The sequence below is a fragment of the Streptomyces neyagawaensis genome (assembly GCF_023516595.1).
In the GTDB taxonomy this organism is placed as follows: domain Bacteria; phylum Actinomycetota; class Actinomycetes; order Streptomycetales; family Streptomycetaceae; genus Streptomyces; species Streptomyces neyagawaensis.
On the sequence record NZ_JAMGBG010000041.1, the window covers coordinates 68,630 to 85,045 of the forward strand.

General features: G+C 71.7%; 16 protein-coding genes and 1 pseudogene. 8 read left to right on the forward strand and 9 right to left on the reverse strand.

Features of this window, described 5'->3' with window-relative positions:
• Positions 1–7 precede the first annotated feature (7 nt).
• Positions 8–1,111 carry a hypothetical protein gene (locus M8J73_RS19030; protein ID WP_249828846.1) on the reverse strand — a complete coding sequence of 368 codons (1,104 nt, stop codon included), beginning with the start codon at positions 1,109–1,111 and terminating at the stop codon, positions 8–10.
• A gap of 296 nt (positions 1,112–1,407) precedes the next feature.
• On the opposite strand from M8J73_RS19030, the gene M8J73_RS19035 reads away from it, so the two are divergent.
• Positions 1,408–2,598, forward strand: a complete 1,191-nt coding sequence (locus M8J73_RS19035; protein WP_055540897.1) for a hypothetical protein — start codon at positions 1,408–1,410, stop codon at positions 2,596–2,598.
• A gap of 85 nt (positions 2,599–2,683) precedes the next feature.
• On the opposite strand, the gene M8J73_RS19040 is transcribed toward M8J73_RS19035, so the two are convergent.
• Both M8J73_RS19040 and M8J73_RS19045 read right to left on the reverse strand, forming a co-directional pair.
• Positions 2,684–3,442: a L,D-transpeptidase family protein gene (locus tag M8J73_RS19040; RefSeq protein WP_055540896.1), complete on the reverse strand. Its 759-nt coding sequence runs from the start codon at positions 3,440–3,442 to the stop codon at positions 2,684–2,686.
• Positions 3,432–3,935: a SigE family RNA polymerase sigma factor gene (locus M8J73_RS19045; protein ID WP_055540895.1), complete on the reverse strand. Its 504-nt coding sequence runs from the start codon at positions 3,933–3,935 to the stop codon at positions 3,432–3,434. The genes M8J73_RS19040 and M8J73_RS19045 overlap by 11 nt, the downstream gene beginning before the upstream one ends.
• Positions 3,936–4,067: 132 nt before the next feature.
• Between M8J73_RS19045 and M8J73_RS19050 the strand changes: the two genes are divergently transcribed.
• The 4 genes and pseudogenes from M8J73_RS19050 (at position 4,068) to M8J73_RS19065 (ending at position 7,329) form a co-directional block, all read left to right on the forward strand.
• Positions 4,068–4,232 (forward strand): hypothetical protein, encoded by a 165-nt coding sequence (locus tag M8J73_RS19050; RefSeq protein WP_157873247.1) that lies wholly within the window; start codon positions 4,068–4,070, stop codon positions 4,230–4,232.
• 125 nt (positions 4,233–4,357) lie between these two features.
• Positions 4,358–4,945 carry a hypothetical protein gene (locus M8J73_RS19055; protein WP_055540894.1) on the forward strand — a complete coding sequence of 196 codons (588 nt, stop codon included), beginning with the start codon at positions 4,358–4,360 and terminating at the stop codon, positions 4,943–4,945.
• A 117-nt stretch (positions 4,946–5,062) separates the two neighbouring features.
• Positions 5,063–5,602, forward strand: a pseudogene (locus tag M8J73_RS19060) (SigE family RNA polymerase sigma factor); the annotation flags it as partial.
• A gap of 521 nt (positions 5,603–6,123) precedes the next feature.
• A complete protein-coding gene (locus M8J73_RS19065; protein WP_249828847.1) occupies positions 6,124–7,329 on the forward strand; it encodes a hypothetical protein in 1,206 nt (401 codons plus the stop codon).
• A 28-nt stretch (positions 7,330–7,357) separates the two neighbouring features.
• Here the strand turns inward: M8J73_RS19065 and M8J73_RS19070 are convergent, their stop codons facing one another.
• Both M8J73_RS19070 and M8J73_RS19075 read right to left on the reverse strand, forming a co-directional pair.
• Complete coding sequence (locus M8J73_RS19070) at positions 7,358–8,701, reverse strand: tetratricopeptide repeat protein (RefSeq protein ID WP_249828860.1); 1,344 nt, start codon at positions 8,699–8,701, stop codon at positions 7,358–7,360.
• A 422-nt stretch (positions 8,702–9,123) separates the two neighbouring features.
• On the reverse strand, positions 9,124–9,774 hold the full coding sequence (locus M8J73_RS19075; protein ID WP_079054653.1) for a Uma2 family endonuclease: 651 nt from the start codon (positions 9,772–9,774) through the stop codon (positions 9,124–9,126).
• Positions 9,775–10,401: 627 nt separating this feature from the next.
• On the opposite strand from M8J73_RS19075, the gene M8J73_RS19080 reads away from it, so the two are divergent.
• Complete coding sequence (locus tag M8J73_RS19080; RefSeq protein ID WP_240500928.1) at positions 10,402–10,686, forward strand: helix-turn-helix domain-containing protein; 285 nt, start codon at positions 10,402–10,404, stop codon at positions 10,684–10,686.
• A 72-nt stretch (positions 10,687–10,758) separates the two neighbouring features.
• Here M8J73_RS19080 and M8J73_RS19085 read toward each other — a convergent pair whose 3' ends face one another.
• On the reverse strand, positions 10,759–11,526 hold the full coding sequence (locus M8J73_RS19085) for an alpha/beta fold hydrolase (protein WP_055536932.1): 768 nt from the start codon (positions 11,524–11,526) through the stop codon (positions 10,759–10,761).
• Between the two features lie 66 nt (positions 11,527–11,592).
• On the opposite strand from M8J73_RS19085, the gene M8J73_RS19090 reads away from it, so the two are divergent.
• Complete coding sequence (locus tag M8J73_RS19090) at positions 11,593–12,111, forward strand: SMI1/KNR4 family protein (RefSeq protein ID WP_107423897.1); 519 nt, start codon at positions 11,593–11,595, stop codon at positions 12,109–12,111.
• Positions 12,112–12,176: 65 nt separating this feature from the next.
• On the opposite strand, the gene M8J73_RS19095 is transcribed toward M8J73_RS19090, so the two are convergent.
• The gene (locus M8J73_RS19095; RefSeq protein WP_055536934.1) at positions 12,177–13,046 is read right to left on the reverse strand and encodes a toll/interleukin-1 receptor domain-containing protein; all 870 of its coding nucleotides are present in this window, start codon (positions 13,044–13,046) and stop codon (positions 12,177–12,179) included.
• 1,025 nt (positions 13,047–14,071) lie between these two features.
• Here M8J73_RS19095 and M8J73_RS19100 point away from each other — a divergent pair.
• Positions 14,072–15,136, forward strand: coding sequence for an SGNH/GDSL hydrolase family protein (locus tag M8J73_RS19100; RefSeq protein ID WP_055536941.1), 1,065 nt, complete (start codon positions 14,072–14,074; stop codon positions 15,134–15,136).
• Between the two features lie 55 nt (positions 15,137–15,191).
• Here M8J73_RS19100 and M8J73_RS19105 read toward each other — a convergent pair whose 3' ends face one another.
• Both M8J73_RS19105 and M8J73_RS19110 read right to left on the reverse strand, forming a co-directional pair.
• Positions 15,192–15,464, reverse strand: coding sequence for a DUF397 domain-containing protein (locus M8J73_RS19105; RefSeq protein WP_055536935.1), 273 nt, complete (start codon positions 15,462–15,464; stop codon positions 15,192–15,194).
• On the reverse strand, positions 15,424–16,272 hold the full coding sequence (locus tag M8J73_RS19110; RefSeq protein ID WP_055536936.1) for a helix-turn-helix domain-containing protein: 849 nt from the start codon (positions 16,270–16,272) through the stop codon (positions 15,424–15,426). The genes M8J73_RS19105 and M8J73_RS19110 overlap by 41 nt, the downstream gene beginning before the upstream one ends.
• Positions 16,273–16,416: the final 144 nt, after the last annotated feature.

A 16,416-nucleotide genomic window follows, 5' to 3' on the forward strand; every position in this document is an offset into this window, starting at 1 on the left:
CCCGGCCCTAGTGACGGGCCTCGTCCCGGTACTCGTCCGAGGAGTCGTCGGAGCCACCGGAGTCCCCTGACTCGTCGGCCTCGCTCGAGTCGCGGGAACCGGTGTCGCCGTCCCCGGTGGCCTCCTCGGCGGAGCCGTCGGTGTCGTCGGTGGCGTCGTCCCGGGCCGTCCCGGTGGACTCGTCCGGGGACTCGCCCCGCTCGCCGGAACCCTCCCGGCCGGTCCCCTCCTCGTCCCGCCCCGGCGCCCGCGTCCCCTTCTCGCCCTTCTTCGGCTCACCCTTCTTGGTCTCGCCCTTCTTCGTCTCCTTCTCGGCGAGGACCTGCTGGAGCCGCTCGGCGCCGGCGCGGGCGGCCTCGCGGGTGGTGTCGTCGTCGATGCCGTAGAGGCCGCCGTGGGTGAGGAGGACGGCGGTGTCGCCGACACGGACCGCGGCGAGGTCGAGGGTGAGGGCGCCCTCCTCGCCGCCGATGTCGCCGCGGACGACCAGCCGCAGCCCCTGCCGGGCGTCGCCGATGCCGCGGGGCAGGTCGACGGGGGTGACCTCGGCGCCGTACTCGCGGTCCCCGAACCCGGTGACGGTGAACTCGCGGCACTCCCCGGCGAGCTTGCGGAAGTGGTCGAGCCGCTCGTCGATCTGGGCCTTGTCGTAGGCGCCCACCTGGTAGCGCAGCTGGGAGCCGTACTCGTCGTCGTCGAAGCCGGTGACGGCCCGGCCGCCGCGGGGCGTGCCGAGCAGGTCCTCGGCGTAGAAGGCGTCGAGGAGTTCCTGGCACTCGGCGGGGTCGGTGCGGCCCTTGAGGAGGCCGTCGCGCCAGGTCGCCGCGCCCTGGGTGCCGGACCATGCGCCGCCGAGGTCGCCCTGGCGGAGCAGCGCGCTGCGGGCGCGGGCGTCGGTGAGGGCGGGGGCGGCGGCGGGCTTGGCGCTCGGCGAGGCGGGGAGCGTGGCCTCGTCGACGGCGGCCTCGGGGAAGCCGCGAGGGGGCGGGGTCCGGTCGGCCACACAGGCCGTCGCCGTGCCGAGGAGCAGTCCGGCGCCGAGGAGGGGGGCGAGGACACGGCACGTACGGGGCGTACGGCGAGACGTACGAGGACGCGTACGACGGCGCATGGCGGAGCCTTTCGGGAACACGGCGTTTGGCTCTACCGCAGCACCGCCCGGTCCGGCCCACCAGCGGAGGGGGGACGTACGGGTGAGGGGCGCCGGACAGCGGTGCCCCCCGGCGCGGCGCCTTGTCCTTCGGGTTGTCCTTCGGGGCACTGCCCTCAAGGGCACTGCCCCAGGAGCCACTTACGCACCGTCACCTCGCCTACCTAGGGTCATGACAGGCGCCTGACACGAGACACCGAAGGCTGTCCCTCCCACGGGCGCCGGCGTCATCGCAGTGGACGAAGGAGAAGAAACACATGCAGCTTTCCCGGTTGGCGAAGGCAACGGCTCTGTCCGTGGCTCCGCTCACTCTCGTCGCGGGCGCCTACCAGGCGAACGCGCTCGGCGGGCAGGACACGGCGGGTGCGCGGCCGGCCGCCGCCGCGGCGTTCTCCGCGTCCGCGCTGTCCGCGAAGGCCGACACCGGCCTGAAGGACGTCTCCGGCTTCGCCGCGGACTCCGCGCAGGGCAGGAAGCTGAAGGCGCAGGGCTTCGGTGTGCTGAAGTCCGCGGCGGGCGAGACGGCGGTCGTCGACTCCTCGATGGCCCGTCAGGGTGTCACCGCGGCGGCCGGCAAGGGCTTCGTGGAGCTGTCCTGGAAGGGCTACGCGGACGGCGCCCGCTATGTCGTCGCCCGTGACGGCAAGGACATCGCGACCCTGGGCGCGGGCGTGACCTCCTTCCGCGACACGGCGGTCCGGGCGGGTGCCGAGTACACGTACCAGATCATCCCGATCCTGCCGAAGGGCGGCGCGAAGGGCTCCCAGCTGTACGGCGTGAAGGTGGCCGTGCCCAAGTCCTCGTCGCTGACGGGGATGCGGGCGGCCGCGGTCGAGCGGGCCTCCGCCGCGGCGGCCGCCTCGACGACCACGCTGAGCTGGGTGGGCTTCATCCCGCAGAAGTACGTGGACGCGCCGCTGGGCGGCTGTGACTACGGCCGGAACTTCAAGTTCGGCGGCGACGACCACAGCGACTTCAACTGGAAGTCCAGCAAGTACCGCTTCGCGCTGCACGCCACCATCACGTGGAGCAACAAGAAGGTGGTGGCCAACAAGCACATCAACCCCACCACGGTCTATGTGAAGAAGACGAGCAAGTTCGTCGCGAAGAAGACCGCCAGCGCCAAGAACGTCTACGCGAAGAAGCTGGGCGGGAGCGGCAACTCCGTGGACATCCGGATGAACGTCCACGCCACCAACCCGTTCTGCAAGGGTCTCGGCGGGGTGAAGGGCGCGGCGTCCGGCGCGTTCACCATCAACATGACCAAGAGCGGCAACTGGACCATCCGCTCCGGCAAGCACCGCCTGTTCCCGAACCACTTCATCTACATCTACGACGGTGGCAAGGTCACCAAGGTGTACACCCGCAAGCACGCGGGCACGGCGTGCCTGATCGGCTCGGTGGCCTGCCCCGAGGCGGACCTGACCGGCCGCTACGGCAAGTTCTGACCTTCGTCCCGCCGGGGGGTGTGCCGGGCGCCTCGTGCGCCCGGCACACCCCTCTTCGCGTCCCCCGGTCGCAGGGGGTGCCGGGTCACGGTGTCGTGGTCGGGGTCACTTGCGCGGTCTTCGGGGTCGCCTTCGGGGTCGTCGGTGCCGCCGGTGTGGCCGGTGTCGACCGGGCGACGATCTCGACCACGGCGCCTTCCGGCAGCTGTTCGTAGAGCCAGGCGGCGTCGGTGGGGCGCAGGGTGATCCAGCCCGCGGTGGTGTCGCGGTCGCGGGGGGCGACCTCCTCGTCGGTGAGGGCGGAGGCGATGTAGGCCCCTGTTCCGGGCTTCGGCTTCTCGCCGGGCGCGAGGTCCGTCCTGTCCAGCGGGGCCAGTTCGAGGACCCAGCGCAGACGCACGGACCGGGTGGCGTCGGACGCCTCCCTCCCCCCGGAAACCAGCCTGACGGTCTCCTTCCCGGTGACGGTCATCAGACCCGTCGGTGTCGGCGTCCCGGTGGTGCCGAGCGAGACGGGGAGTTCACGCCCCTCGGCGGCGAGGACCTGGCGGGACAGGTCGACCGTGACGTAGGGGACGTCCCGGTCGGCGGACCGGTCGGGGCCGGGGGGCGCGAGCGGGGAGGAGCGCTGTTCGGCGCCGTGGCCGGTGCCCTCGCCGGTGACGTGCACCGTGAGGACGGCGGCCAGGGTCGCGGCCACGCAGCCCCCGGCGAGGAACGCGGTCGTCCGGCGGCGGTGCCTGCGGCGTCCGGCGGCGGCGCGGATCCCGGCGCCCGGCAGGCGCGGCGGCGCCTCGGCCTCTTCGGCCAACTCCCGCAGTCGGCGGGTGAGTTCATCGGACACGGCCGTGCTCCTTCTCGCCCTCGCCGGGGGCCAGTTCGCGTGCCAGTGCCGCCCGGCCGCGGGACAGCCTGGCCTTGACGGTGCCCACGGGCGCACCGGTCTCGGAGGCTACCTGCTCGACACTCAAATCGCACAGATGGTGCAGGACGACCGCCATGCGCTGCGCCTCCGGCAGTCTGCGCAACGCGTCCACCAGCACCGCCCGTTCCGGCTCGGGGCCGGGCGCGTGCTCGGGGGGCGGATCGCGGCGCATCAGCTCCAGCCAGCGGCGCGCCCGCCGCCACCGGCTCACCGCGAGCCGCATCGCCACCGTCCGTATCCACGCCTCGGGCGCCCCGTCCGCGAGGAACTCCCGCCGCCGGTCCCAGGCCCGGACGAACGCCTCCTGCACGACGTCCTGCGCCTCACCGTGGTCCCCGGTGAAGGCGAAGAGCTGGCCGGTCAGCCGGGGGAACGCGGTGGCGTAGAACGCGTCGAACTCTTCCTCGGTCATGTCCCCGCCGTCGTCGACAAATCCGTCGGGCCGCTGTGCAACCCGGTCGCCCCCCTCGTGCGTACAGGTCTCGGACGTACGCCACGTACGCCGGACATCGAAACACACCCAGGACTCATCACAGGGGGGCCCATGACCTCGGGAGCCGCACGGATCCGCCGACGTCTCGCCCGTACGCTCGCCGCCGGCGCGCTGGGCGCCTTGCTGCTCGCGGGATGTTCGAGCAGCGGGGAGGGGGTGCGGGACGAAGGGCCGAGCCGGCTGCCCGCGGCCCTGGGCGTCACGGCGCACCACTGAACCACCGCCGGAACCCCGTTCGGAAATTTTTTCGTCCCGCGTGTCATCCGGCCCGTGCGGCACCGGGGTTTACGGGGTGTCAGAACAACTCAGCCACACAGCACTTCTCTGGGGGTTGTCCGTTCATGTCCATGGCACGGATGCACAAGTACGTCGCCGTCGCAGCGCTGACCACGCTGCTGGCGGGGGCGCCGACGCTGTCGTACGCCGTCTCGCGGGGGGAGACGGCGCACGGTACGTCGGTCGCGGCCGAGGTGGCCGCCGCCGCGCGGAAGGCGCCCACGCCGAAGATCGTCCAGCCCGGTGAGCACGTCGTCGCCGCGCCCGGCTTCGAGCTGTGGCTCACCGCCGAGGGCAAGCACTGGGTGGAGCCCGACCTGCCCGACTTCCCGCAGTTCCGCAGCGTCGTCGACGGCAACATCGACCTGAGCCGGCCCGGCGTCTCGCTCCAGGCGGGCGGCCACGAGGGCGTCTACTACCTCTCCGGGCTCTACTACGGCGGCAAGGGCACCGCCTCGCGGGTCCAGGTGAGGACGAGCGAGGGCACGGTGCACGGCAAGCTGATCGAGCTGGCCGGGAAGCCGGGCTGGGGCGTCTGGTACGCCACCACCCCACTGCCCGCCGACGACGACGGCGAGGACTTCCTGCGCGGCGTCACCGTCTACGACACCAAGGGCCGGGTCTACTCCCAGCTCCGGATCCCGGGGGTCTGACCCGGCGCCCCCGCCGGGGGCTACCGACACCCATGTGACCGGGCGGGCGCGGGACCTGACCACTCCCCGCCCGCACGGTGCGCTCCCCCACGTTCCCGACCCCGAGGACCGTCGTCCGTGCCGCACGAGACACCCGGATCGCCCGAGGACGGCGACTTCGCCGCGTACGCCACCGCCGCCTGGCCGCGTCTGGTGCGCACCGCGCACATGCTGACCGGCGACTTCCACGAGGCCGAGGATCTCGTGCAGACCACTCTGGCCAAGGTGTACGCCCGCTGGCGGCGCATACCCCGCGACGACATCGACTTCTACGTCCGGCGCTCCCTGGTCAACAACAACATCAGCCGGGTGCGCAAAAGACGCGTGGCCCATCTGCTGACCCCGTTCCTGCCCGAGCGGGTGCACGAGCGGCAGGCCGGGCACGCCGAGTCGGTGGCCCAACGGGCCGCGCTGGACCAGGCGCTGGCGGCGCTGTCGGCACGGCAGCGGTCCGTGCTGGTGCTGCGGTTCTGGGAGGATCTCAGCGAGACGGAGATCGCCCAGCTGCTCGGCTGCTCCCTCGGCACGGTCAAGACCCATGTCCGCCGCGGCCTGGCGGCACTGCGCGCCCACCCGGAGTTCACCACCGCGCCGGCCGAGGACGCCGAGGAGACCGAGAGCAGCGGACGCGCGCCCCGGACCACCGGAACGGCGGGAGACGACCGGCCGACCGCCGCCTCCACCACGGGCGCCGCCTCCACCACGACTGCCGCCTCCACCACGACCGCCGCCTCCACCACGACCGCCGCCTCCACCACGACCGCCGCCTCCACCACGACCGCCGCCTCCACCGCGGGCGCCGCGACCGCCACGGGCGCCGCCTCCGCTGCCTCCGCCACGACCACCGTCTCCGCCACGGGCGCCGCCTCCACCGCGACCGCCACGGGCGCTGCCTCCACCGTGACCGACGCGACCGACGTCTCCGCCACGGGCGCCGCCTCCGCCGTGGGCGCCGCCTCCACCGCGACCGCCGCCTCCGCCACGGGCGGCCGGTCCGCCGCCGTAGCCGCTGACGGCGGCCGAAGCGCCGCCACCCCCGCCGGAGGCGGCCGGTCCGCGGCCGTTCCCGTAGAGGGCGGCCGGTCCGTCGCCTCCCCGTTCCCCCCGTCACCCCGCTCGCCCGTCCCCGGAGCCCGCTCATGAATCACCCGACCGCCGGGACCGACGACCCGACCGGAGCCGGTGCCCCGACCGGAGCCGGTGCCGAAGCCGAGACCGGAGCCGGAGCCGGGGCCGAGGCCGAGGCCGGAGCCGGTGCCGGAGCCGAAGCCGAAGCCGGAGCCGGTGCCGGAGCCAGGGCCGAGGCCGAAGCCGGAGCCGGAGCCGAAGCCGAAGCCGGAGCCGGGGTCGGTGCTGAAGCCGGGGCCGGGGCCGGGGCCGAAGCTGAAGCCGGGGCCGGAGCCGAAGCCGAAGCCGGGGCCGGAGCCGGGGCCGAGGCCGGGGCCGGGGCCGAAGCCGGAGCCGGGGCCGGGGCCGAAGCCGAAGCCGAAGCTGAAGCCGAAGCCGGGGCCGGGGCCGGGGTCGGGGTCGGTGCCGAAGCCGGGGCCGGGGCCGGGGCCGGGGTCGGTGCCGACGGCGACGACGCCACCGCGGAGACCGGGCGGCGGCTGCGTGAGGTGTTCGCCGAGGCCGCGTACGAGATCGCCCCGCCGCCGGTGCCCTTGGAGGCCATCCGCCGCGACGGCCGCCGCCGGCTGCTGCGCCGCCGGGCCGCCGCGCTGAGCACCGGCTGCGGCCTGCTGCTGCTCCCGCTCCTCGTGCTGGCGTTCCGCCCCGACGGCCCCGCGGAGTCCGTCCGGCCGATGGCGCCGCCGGCGTCGGCCCCCGCCGCGACCCGGTCCTCACCGGCCCCGTCCTCGGCCACCCCGTCCGAGCCGCCCGCCGGGAAGGTACGGGTGCTGGCACCGGGCGAGCGGGTGACCGCCGAGGACGGCTCGGAGTTCTGGCTCACACGGGAGGGCAAGCACTGGGTCACCCCGGAACCGGAGCCGGGTGTGACGCCGTTGGAGGAGTTCCGCAGCGTCGTCGACGGCAACCTCGACACCTCCGAGCCCGGTATCTCGCTCCAGGGCTCCGGCACGGCCGCCGGCGGCTACCTCGTCTCGGGCCTGTTCTACGGCGTCCGCACCGCCGCCGCCCGCGTCGAGATCAGGGCCTACGACGGCACCGCGATCAACGGCACGGTCCTGCGGCTGCGGGGCAACACCAGCTGGGGCGTCTGGTACGGCCGGGTGAAGGTGCCGGAGGAGACCGCCCGCTCCCTGGACTTCGAGGACCCGGTGCACAAGGTCACCGTCTACGACGGCGACGACGAGGTGATCGCGGAGATGGATTTCGGGAGCTGAGCGGACCGGCGCGGGCGCCCCCGCCCGGTCACAGAGGGGGCTGCGCGGGGGCGGGGCCGAGGGTGGTGGTGCCGGGGGCCGTGCGGTGCCCGAGGCCGGTGCGGTAGGCGTCGAGGGCGGCCTCGACCCGGCCGGTACGGCGCAGGAGGTCGCCGAGCAGCCGGCACAGGTCGGCGAGGTCGCCGGCCGCTCCGGCCCGCTCCAGCAGGCTCAGGGCGCGGACGTAGTGCTCCTCGGCGGCCTCGGTGTCGCGGGTGTCCTCGGCGATGATGCCGAGGAGGCGGTGGGCGGCGGCGGAGTGCAGGGCGCCGCGTTCGGAGTGGAGGTCGGCGAGGACTTCCTGGAGCAGTTCGGCGGCCTCGTCGGACTTGCCGCGGCGGTGCAGGACGTCGGCGAGTTCGACGGCGACCTGGCTGGTGTAGAGGGTGGCGCGCTTGTCGGTGAGCATGCGGCGGGCCTCGCGCAGCTCGGCCTCGGCGCGGTCGTAGGCGCCGTTCTGGGCGTGGAGGTAGCCGCGCATCCAGTGGCAGTTGGCCAGCTCGGTGCGGATCTGGAGCTGCCGGTACAGCTCGGATGCCTTGGCGAGCGAGGCGTCGGCCTCGGCGATGCGCCCCTCGGCGATCATCGTGCGGGCGACGGACCGGTGCATCCGGGCGACCAGGGCCGGATCGCCGGACCGCGGGGCGAGGGCGAGGGCCAGCTCGGCGGCCTGGGCGGCGCGGGCGTGGGCGCCCATGTCCATGTAGGGGGCGATGACGCCGGTGTAGAGGAGGAGCAGGGCGTCGGGGTCGTGCAGGCCGTTGCGGTTGAGCTCGTCGAGGGTGGACTCGAAGAGGTAGCAGGAGTAGCGGAGTTCACCGGCGAGGTAGTGGGCGACGGCCCGGCCGCGCAGGGCGGGGACGCGGGCGGGCAGCGGGGCGTCGCCGAGGCGCTGCTCGGCCTGTTCGAAGCGGAGCCGGGCGGTCTCCAGGTCGCCGGTCTCGAGGGCGCATTCGCCGAGGCCCAGCAGGGAGTCGGCCTGTTCCGCGAGGAGACCGTGTTCGTCGGCCTCGGCGAGCACGGACGCGAAGTCCTCGGCGGCGGCCTCGGTGGCGCCGGTGGCTAGGGTGCGCTGCGCGCCGGTGAGCCGCAGCCGCAGGGCGGTGGCGAAGCCGGCGGGCCGTCCGGTGGCCAGTTCCTCGTATCCGATGCCGAGCCGCTCGGCGATATGCCGCAGGGCGGGTTCGGAGGCGCGGACACGCCCGGACTCCAGGGTGGAGATGTACGCGGGGGTGTACGCGGGCTCCGCCAACTGCCGTTGTGTGAGGCCGCGTTCCGTCCGCAGTTGCTGCACTCTGCGCCCTATGACATCGGGGTCGTCACGCTCGGCCATACCTGCCATGACGTAAGCATGCCAGTAAGCCCGCTTACGCCGGCCGGTTTACCTCAACTGGCAACGATCCTCTTGCTGTTGGTAGGCCAAAGCCTTACCTTGAGCGACGCACTGTATGCGTTCGACCACGCATTCAGCCCCTCGACTCCTCCGCCGTTCAGCTCCTGGACTCCCCGTCGCTCAGCGCCTGGACTCCTCCGCCGTTCAGCCACTCAGCCCATCGCCGGCAGCCACCCCCGCTGCCGCCGCAGCCGCTGCGAGGTCGCCGTGTTCCGAGAACTCCTCACCCGCCACACCCGCCCCCTGGTCGCCGCGCTGCTGGCGGTGGCGGCCCTGATGGCCCTGGCCGGCGCCGTCCCACGCTGAGCCGGACGGGGTACGGGGCCGAAGGGCGCGCCCTACGTCCCCTCAGAACCGCCCCCTCAGAACTCCGCCGTGTCCAGCTCGAACCCGAGGGGCGCGGGGAGGGACACGGCGAGGCCGAGCTTGCACCGTGAACTCTTGGCGTACTCGTTCGCCGAGGGCTCGGAGTGGACGACCGCCTCGCCGGCCTCCCGGTCGATCAGCAGGTAGAGGGGGATTCCGGCGCGGGCGTAGCCGTGGATCTTCTTCTCCCGGTCGCGCTCGGCGGTGCTGTCGGAGGTGACCTCGGCGACGAGAAGGACCGGAGAGGGGTCGTGCCACTCCTCGCTGTCACTGAAACTGCCCTTCGGGGCGATGACCAGGTCCGGGACGACGTGGCCGGTCCGGGAGGCGCCGGGCACGTCGAGGCCGATGCCGGTGTAGCGGCCCAGCCCCTTGTCATGGTCTCGGATCTGCCCACTGAGTTCGGACACGATCTCCTCGTGCTCCCCGTTTGCCGGAGGCGTCACGCAGATCTCTCCTTCGATCAGCTCCACGCGCCAGCCCTTGGGAGCCGTCGCACTGAAGAGCTCGAAGACCTGCTCGACGCTCGCGCCCGTGTAGTCGGGCACACCGCTGTCCGCGTCGCTGTCGCCGTCGGGGTCGTCGTACGGACCGTAGATGGCCTCGCCCTGGTACCCCGGCATGATGATCGGCTCCGCCGTCGCCATGACAGACCTCCTTCGCTCAGCGCGACGCTCTCAGCGTAGACCGGAAGCGCACACGGGGAATCCGGAGCCATTCACTCGAACGAGTGTGCCGTCACCGCTTCGCGCCCAGCGACCCACCTCGGACACACGTACGACAGGAATCCACCCCGGCCTTCCGCGAGTAAATCTATAGCGGCCGCAGTAGACATTGCCCTGTGGGCGAGCTACCGTTTTTCCTGTATCCCAGAAGTCGAAAGGGGCACGGCAGACATGAACTGCCGTGCACGCAGGTCCAGCAGTACCGCGTCATCCAGGAAGAACGACCGCATCATCGAAGGTAAGGAGCAGACGCCATCAGGATCCGCCCGGGCGAGGAAGACGTCCGCCCGGGACGCAGCAGGCCCCGGATTGGAAGGTGGTCCCCGGTCACGCATTCGCGATCCCCGCAGCCCCGTCCTCCCGGACGGCCCCTGCGGATACAGAAGGCCGGCGCAGCGCGCCGGTAGGTAGATGGTGTTAGAAGCTCGGGGCTCGGGTGCCGCACGGCACCCGAGCCCCCCGACGTGTCCGTGAAAGAAGAGGTCTGTGCCCGCTGCCCGTTCCCGCCTCACCGACAACCTCGACGACGACGACTACCCGGCGTACACCATGGGCCGGGCCGCCGAGATGCTCGGCACCACCCCCGCCTTCCTCCGCGCCCTCGGCGAACACCGCCTGATCACCCCGCTGCGCTCCGAAGGCGGTCACCGCCGCTACTCCCGCTACCAGCTGCGCATCGCCGCCCGGGCCCGTGAACTCGTCGACCAGGGCACCCCCGTCGAGGCCGCCTGCCGCATCGTCATCCTCGAGGACCAGCTGGAGGAGGCCCTGCGCATCAACGAGGAGCTGCGCGCGCAGGGCGGCGGCACGTCCCGGCCGAGGTCCACGGCCTGACCGGGAGCGGGCCGGCCGAGGTCCACGGCCTGGCCGGGGGCGGGCCTGTCAGCCGGTCCGTCAGTCGGCCAGTCAGTCGGCCAGCGCGGCCGCGGTCGCCCGTACGAACGCCTCCGGGTTGTCCAGCATGACGTTGTGGCCGCAGTCCGGGACGGGGACGACGCTCACGCCGGACGCGGTGAGGGCGTCGGCGCCGGGCAGCGGGCCGTCCGCCTCGGGGTGGAGATAGGTACGGGGGATCTTCAGGTCGAGGAGCAGCTCACGCATGGTGGGCCGGGTGCCGCGGGCGAGCCGGACGGCACTGCGGTACAGCGCCTCCCGCCCGGCCAGCCGCATCGTCGCCCACCACTCGGCTCCGGCCAGCTCGGCGAACTCCGCCCAGCCGCCGGCCAGGAACTCCTCCTCGGAGTACGACGCGATGCCGTTGCTCCCGACGACGCCTCGGGCGGGCGTGAGGGGATCGAGGTTGGAGTCGATCATCACCAGCTTCGACACGAGTTCCGGGTGCCGGGACGCCAGCACGATCCCCACGGAGCCGCCCATGCTGTGCGCGACGAGTTCGGCGCCGGCGACCCCCGCGGCGGTCAGCGCTCGGGCGAGCGCGTCGGCGTGCGCCTCGAGGGAGTAGTCGAAGTCCGTCGGCCGGTCACTGATCCCGTGCCCCAGCATGTCGACGAGCAGCGACCGCCGCCCGGCGAGCGCCGGATGCGCGGCCACGGCCGTGAAGTACGGCCCCGAAGCGGCCCCCAGCCCATGTACATACACCCGACAGGGCTCGTCCCCCGCCCACTCCACCCACCGGACCCGATCCCCGCTCTCCGTCACCACGGCACTACGCACGCGTTCCCCCTTGTCCCGGACAGGGAGAACCTACCGTCCCGCTGTCGCCCGCCTACGATGCCGGTCATGACAGGCGTCGACGCTCACCGGCCCCGCTTCTGGGACACCGACGGCGACCACGGGGTGCAGCCGCCTCTGACCGACCGTGCGGTCCAGGAAGCCGAGGAGCTGCTGGGCGTCACGCTCCCCGGCTCGCTGCTGCGGCTGCTCCGCGACCGGAACGGCGGCCAGGTCGGCGACACCCACAACGCCTTCCCCACACACCGGCCGACCTCATGGAGTGCCGACCACGTCCCGTTCGACAGCGTGCTGGGCATCGGCCGCCGTGCACGAACGCTGTCCATGCTCGACAGCCCGTACCTCGTACAGGAGTGGGGACTGCCGACGGACGTGGTGCTGATCTCGGGTGACGGGCACTACTGGATCGGGCTCGACTACCGGGCCTGTGGCCGGCCAGGGGAACCGTCCGTGACCTGGTTCGACGCGGACGACAACTCCGAGCTGCCCCTCGCCCCGGACTTCCCCTCCTTCCTCGCCCGTCTCACCGCCGCCGAGGACTTCTCGGACGAGGCGAACCCCGCATGACGCCGCGCCGGCCGGCTGAGACGAGCAGGCGGCCGAGAAACGGGCGGCGCCCTCACGACCGCCGCTCACGACCGCCCGTTCGGTGCGTTCAGGGCGCCGGGGAACGTCGGAGGGGTGTGAGGGCGTTTGCTGCCGCCGACTGCCTCGAGGACGGCGGCTGCGGCGGCCGCTTCGTCGAGTCCCCAGAGGTCCCTGCGGAGCCTCTTCGCCAGGTTGTCCGGGATGCTGTCGTGGGGGACGTGCTCGATGGCCAGGGGTATCAGGCGCTTTCCCTGGGCGAGGGCGGCCTCGATCTCGGTGCCCGTCCAACGGCCGGGCTCGAAGTAGGAGTTGGAGAACAGGGCCACCAGGACATCGGCCTGGGCCAGACCCCGCGTCATGGCCTCGACGAAGTCGTCTCCCGCGTGCCAGTCCCAGACATCGATCAGGACCTGGTGTCCTGCCTGCTGCAACTGCCAGGCCACCCACTCCGCCCACACGCGATCCGGTGCCGCGTAACTGACGTAGATCCACATGCCGTTCGGCTGTGAGAGCCGCGTGGGCGCAGTCGCCCCCTCGGCACTGCCGCCCGGCCGGACGGAGCGCGGCGCGGGGCGCAGCGTGGCCAGGTGTGACCAGTCGGAGCGCCACCGCGTGAGAACACCGGCCCTGTGGGGCACCACGGTGCACCCCTCGCCGTACTCGTCCCAGGACATAAGGACCCGAACCAGCAGCATCAGCCGGTCAAGACCCAGGTAGTGGCCCTTGAACGCGGCGTGCAGTGTGGCCTTGGGCAGCCTCTCCCGCCCGCCCGTCAGCGCCAGGGCCCGTTTGTCGATCTCGCTGTACGACTTGAGACCCCGCTCGGCACGCAACTGCCTCAGCGCGCGTCCCTGCGCGCCAAGCGCCTCGGCGTACGAAGCCGCCGGTTGGTTCCCTTCGTCGTGCTCGGCCAACGTGTTCCGCCCCCTCCCCGTTTCCCCCTGGTGCCACCTGCCAGGACGCCTCCGGCGAACGACACCGAACCCGAGCGAACCCCGTCGAACCGGTGGCCCGTTCGGTGGAGTTCGCGACCGTGTGCCGGGGGTCGGATGTGATCGGAGGTCGTTCGCCTCATGCGGTAGGTCTTCCCGGCGAGACCCACTGTCGAGACATGACGAATCCTCACGAGACTCCGCGTGCGACCTCACCCCGTACCGACAGTCGCGCGACCCGCCCGCGACTGACCCGCCGTGAACGTCTCCGTCTCGCCGGAGCCGCTCTGGGAGGGCTCACCGCCGGGATCGCCCGCGCCGGCCTCTCATGGCTGCTCGATCAGTTCACCGGTTGACCGGCGAGTCGTGGTTCAGAAATGCGGAGAAGGCCGCCGCCTCAGGTGAGTGCAACCCGAGGCCCGGCTTTCTGTCGGACTGATAATTCGCGACCGGGCTGGATGAGTTGAAGTCCGTACCGTATTCCGCGATCGGCTTTATTCGACCCGCCGAACACGCGGACGTCGTTTTAGTCGACATGTCGAACAAGAGGCCAACCCCCGGGTAAAGCTTTCGTCGAGCCCGGCGCGGTCAGCTCCTGTGCAGGTGGCGGGCTGATCGCGGGGCCGTCGTCGCGCGGTGATCACTCAGCGAATGGTTACCGACGGGTCCGGTCACCAATTCCCCGACCATCGAGCCTTTCTGACGATTACACGTGTCGTAATGACCATCGCTTTGTCGGTCCCCCATACCGAATTCGCTGTCAGCGCTGCTAGATTGACGCCGCGTCTCCGAGGTGCGGTCAAACAGGCATACAACCCGTGGAGACAGCCCCCCTACACCTTCACAAGAAGGCCACATTCGGGTGCCCGAAAACCGTAGCGGCCGTGTTCCGCTGCTTTCAGGCGAGCTTCACTCCGCTCCTCGGGCATTCACCCCCCATCACTAGAAAGCGCACCCAAGTGAAGAGTTCCCTTCAGCGTTTCGGCCCCCCTCTGGCCGTCGCCGCCATGACGATCGCGCTGGGCACACCCGGACTGGCCGCCGCCGACGAGGCGAGCGACAGCCAGGACGCCACGTACTACATCTCGCTCGGCGACTCCCTGGCCTCCGGGTACCAGCCGGACGTGGACAAGGACACCGACTCCTCCTACACCGACCAGCTGTACGCCCAGCTCAAGCAGCGCACCCCCGGCCTGAAGCACATACGCCTCGGCTGCACCGCTGAGACCACCGAGTCCCTGATCAGCGGCGGGAAGTGCGACTACCCGAACGCCAAGTCCCAGCTGGACGCCGCACTGAAGGCCATGGCCCAGCACCGCGGCAAGGTCGCCTATGTGACCCTCAGCGTCGGCGCCAACGACATCCTCCTCAACTGCGTCAGCCCGGTCGGCGCCCTCGACGGGGCGTGCCTGAACAGCCGCAGCCAGAGCATGGCGAAGAACCTCGCCCAGATCGCGGGCGCGCTCCGCCAGGCCGGCGGGAAGAACACCCAGTTCGTGGGCGCGACGTACCACAACCCGTTCCTGGGGGCCTGGGTGCAGGGCCCGGCGGGGCAGCAGGCCGCCAAGGAGTCGGCGCCGCTGATCAAGGCCGCCAACACGGGGATCACCCAGGTGTACAAGTCCACCGGCTTCAAGGTGGCCGACGTGGCCACGGCCTTCTCCTCGGACGACTTCACCACCCAGGTGAACGTTCCCGGCGTGGGCGAGGCCCCGGCGAACGTGGCCAAGATCTGCACGCTGACCTGGGCGTGCACGAAGAAGGACCCGCACCCCAACCCCGAGGGCCACAAGGTGATCGCGGGAACGTTCGCGGCGGTGCTCGCCAAGAGCGACACGCCCCGTCCCAGCACGTCCCCGACCCCGAGCGAGCCGGCCACGCCCGAGACCGGCACGGACGGCGACTCGGACAAGGGCAAGGGGGCGAACGACCCGAAGACGAACGGAGGTCTCGCCGAGACCGGCGGGTCCAGCAGCACGCCGCTGATCGCGGGTGCGGGCGCGACGGTCCTGGCGATCGGTGCGGCCGCGGTCTACTTCGCGCGTCGGCGCCGCGCGGGCGAGGAGAGCTGACGAGCAGCGGGCCGCCCGCGACGACGCGGGCGGCCCGCTCCCCGTTCGACCTCGGCTATCGGTCGCCCGACACGTGGCCCAGGAAGGCGGAGAAGGCCGCGGCCGAGAGGGTGAGGATGCCGCCGCCAGGGTTCTTGGAGTCGCGGATGGCTATGTGGGGGGTGAGGGGGGCTACTTCGACGCATTCGCCGCCGTTGCTGCTGCTGTGGGAGGACTTGATCCACTGGGCGGTGCCGAGGGGGGCGCATTCGACACACTGGCCGCCGGTGTCGCCGCTGTACGAGGACTTACGCCACTGCGCCGTCGACAGCTTCTGGCTGGTGCCCATACCGCTCCTCCATCACGCGTGCGATCAGTGCCGCAGAGTCCTTCAGGGAGAGTGCAGCAGCCCTCAAATGATCGTAACGGAGCTGCCCTTCTTTGAAAGCGCGCGAGTCGGCCGTCATGTGCCCTTGGGTGAAGTCCTCCGTGTAGACGAGGTCCGGGTCCTCCTCGAAGCGCAGCAGGTTGAACGACCCCAGTTGTCCGGGGTGTTGGCCGGCACTGAACGGCAGCACCTGGAGCTGTGTCCAGCGGTCTTCGGTGAAGCGCGTCAAGTGCGCGAGCTGGTCACGCATGACCTGACGAGTGCCGACCTCTTGGTGCAACACCGCCTCGCTCAGCACCACCCACAGCAAGGGGGGCTCTTCCCGGGCCAGGATCCGCTGTCGCTCAAGCCGGGCCGCGACCTTGGCATCGAGGTCCCCTTGGTTCCGCACGCCCAGAACGGCTCGGGCATATCCCTCCGTCTGGAGCAGGCCATCCACCAACTGCGCCTGATAGGAAGCGATGTACGTCGCCTTTGCCTCCAACTCGGCGTACTGCTGGAACCACGTCGGCAACTGGCTGCGCAGCACCAGCCCCACCAACCGCGAGAAGAACCCGTCCGTCATAAGCGCCGCATCCACCCGCTCCGCGAACTCACGTTGGGGGACCCGATGCGCCGTCTCGATCTGGCCGATGAGTGAACCCGTGCAGAAAAGGGCCTTTCCCAGCTCCCCCTGCGTCAGGCCCGCTTCCTCTCTTCGGCGGCGCAGCTCCGAGCCGAAGTAGTCCAACGGCGAGGCACTGGGGTCCAGTCGGCGTACGTTCGACATGCACCGAGCGTAACCACGCGAGCACGGAAGCGTGGCCGAAACGGGAAGGACCCCCGTGACGCTTCTGTCAGAGGCGTGACCTAGTCTTCGCTCACTTGCCCGCGAGTCGAACAGACTGACGCGGCGCTCTTTCGCTTTTCGTTC

Excerpts from the sequence above, each read along its gene's own strand:
- M8J73_RS19030 (WP_249828846.1), bottom strand. The coding sequence starts at position 1,111 with ATGCGCCGTCGTACGCGTCCTCGTACGTCTCGCCGTACGCCCCGTACG.
- M8J73_RS19035 (WP_055540897.1), top strand. The coding sequence starts at position 1,408 with ATGCAGCTTTCCCGGTTGGCGAAGGCAACGGCTCTGTCCGTGGCTCCG.
- M8J73_RS19045 (WP_055540895.1), bottom strand. The coding sequence starts at position 3,935 with ATGACCGAGGAAGAGTTCGACGCGTTCTACGCCACCGCGTTCCCCCGG.
- M8J73_RS19050 (WP_157873247.1), top strand. The coding sequence starts at position 4,068 with ATGACCTCGGGAGCCGCACGGATCCGCCGACGTCTCGCCCGTACGCTC.
- M8J73_RS19055 (WP_055540894.1), top strand. The coding sequence starts at position 4,358 with ATGTCCATGGCACGGATGCACAAGTACGTCGCCGTCGCAGCGCTGACC.
- M8J73_RS19065 (WP_249828847.1), top strand. The coding sequence starts at position 6,124 with ATGAATCACCCGACCGCCGGGACCGACGACCCGACCGGAGCCGGTGCC.
- M8J73_RS19070 (WP_249828860.1), bottom strand. The coding sequence starts at position 8,701 with ATGGCCGAGCGTGACGACCCCGATGTCATAGGGCGCAGAGTGCAGCAA.
- M8J73_RS19075 (WP_079054653.1), bottom strand. The coding sequence starts at position 9,774 with ATGGCGACGGCGGAGCCGATCATCATGCCGGGGTACCAGGGCGAGGCC.
- M8J73_RS19080 (WP_240500928.1), top strand. The coding sequence starts at position 10,402 with ATGGGCCGGGCCGCCGAGATGCTCGGCACCACCCCCGCCTTCCTCCGC.
- M8J73_RS19090 (WP_107423897.1), top strand. The coding sequence starts at position 11,593 with ATGACAGGCGTCGACGCTCACCGGCCCCGCTTCTGGGACACCGACGGC.
- M8J73_RS19100 (WP_055536941.1), top strand. The coding sequence starts at position 14,072 with ATGACGATCGCGCTGGGCACACCCGGACTGGCCGCCGCCGACGAGGCG.
- M8J73_RS19105 (WP_055536935.1), bottom strand. The coding sequence starts at position 15,464 with ATGGGCACCAGCCAGAAGCTGTCGACGGCGCAGTGGCGTAAGTCCTCG.
- M8J73_RS19110 (WP_055536936.1), bottom strand. The coding sequence starts at position 16,272 with ATGTCGAACGTACGCCGACTGGACCCCAGTGCCTCGCCGTTGGACTAC.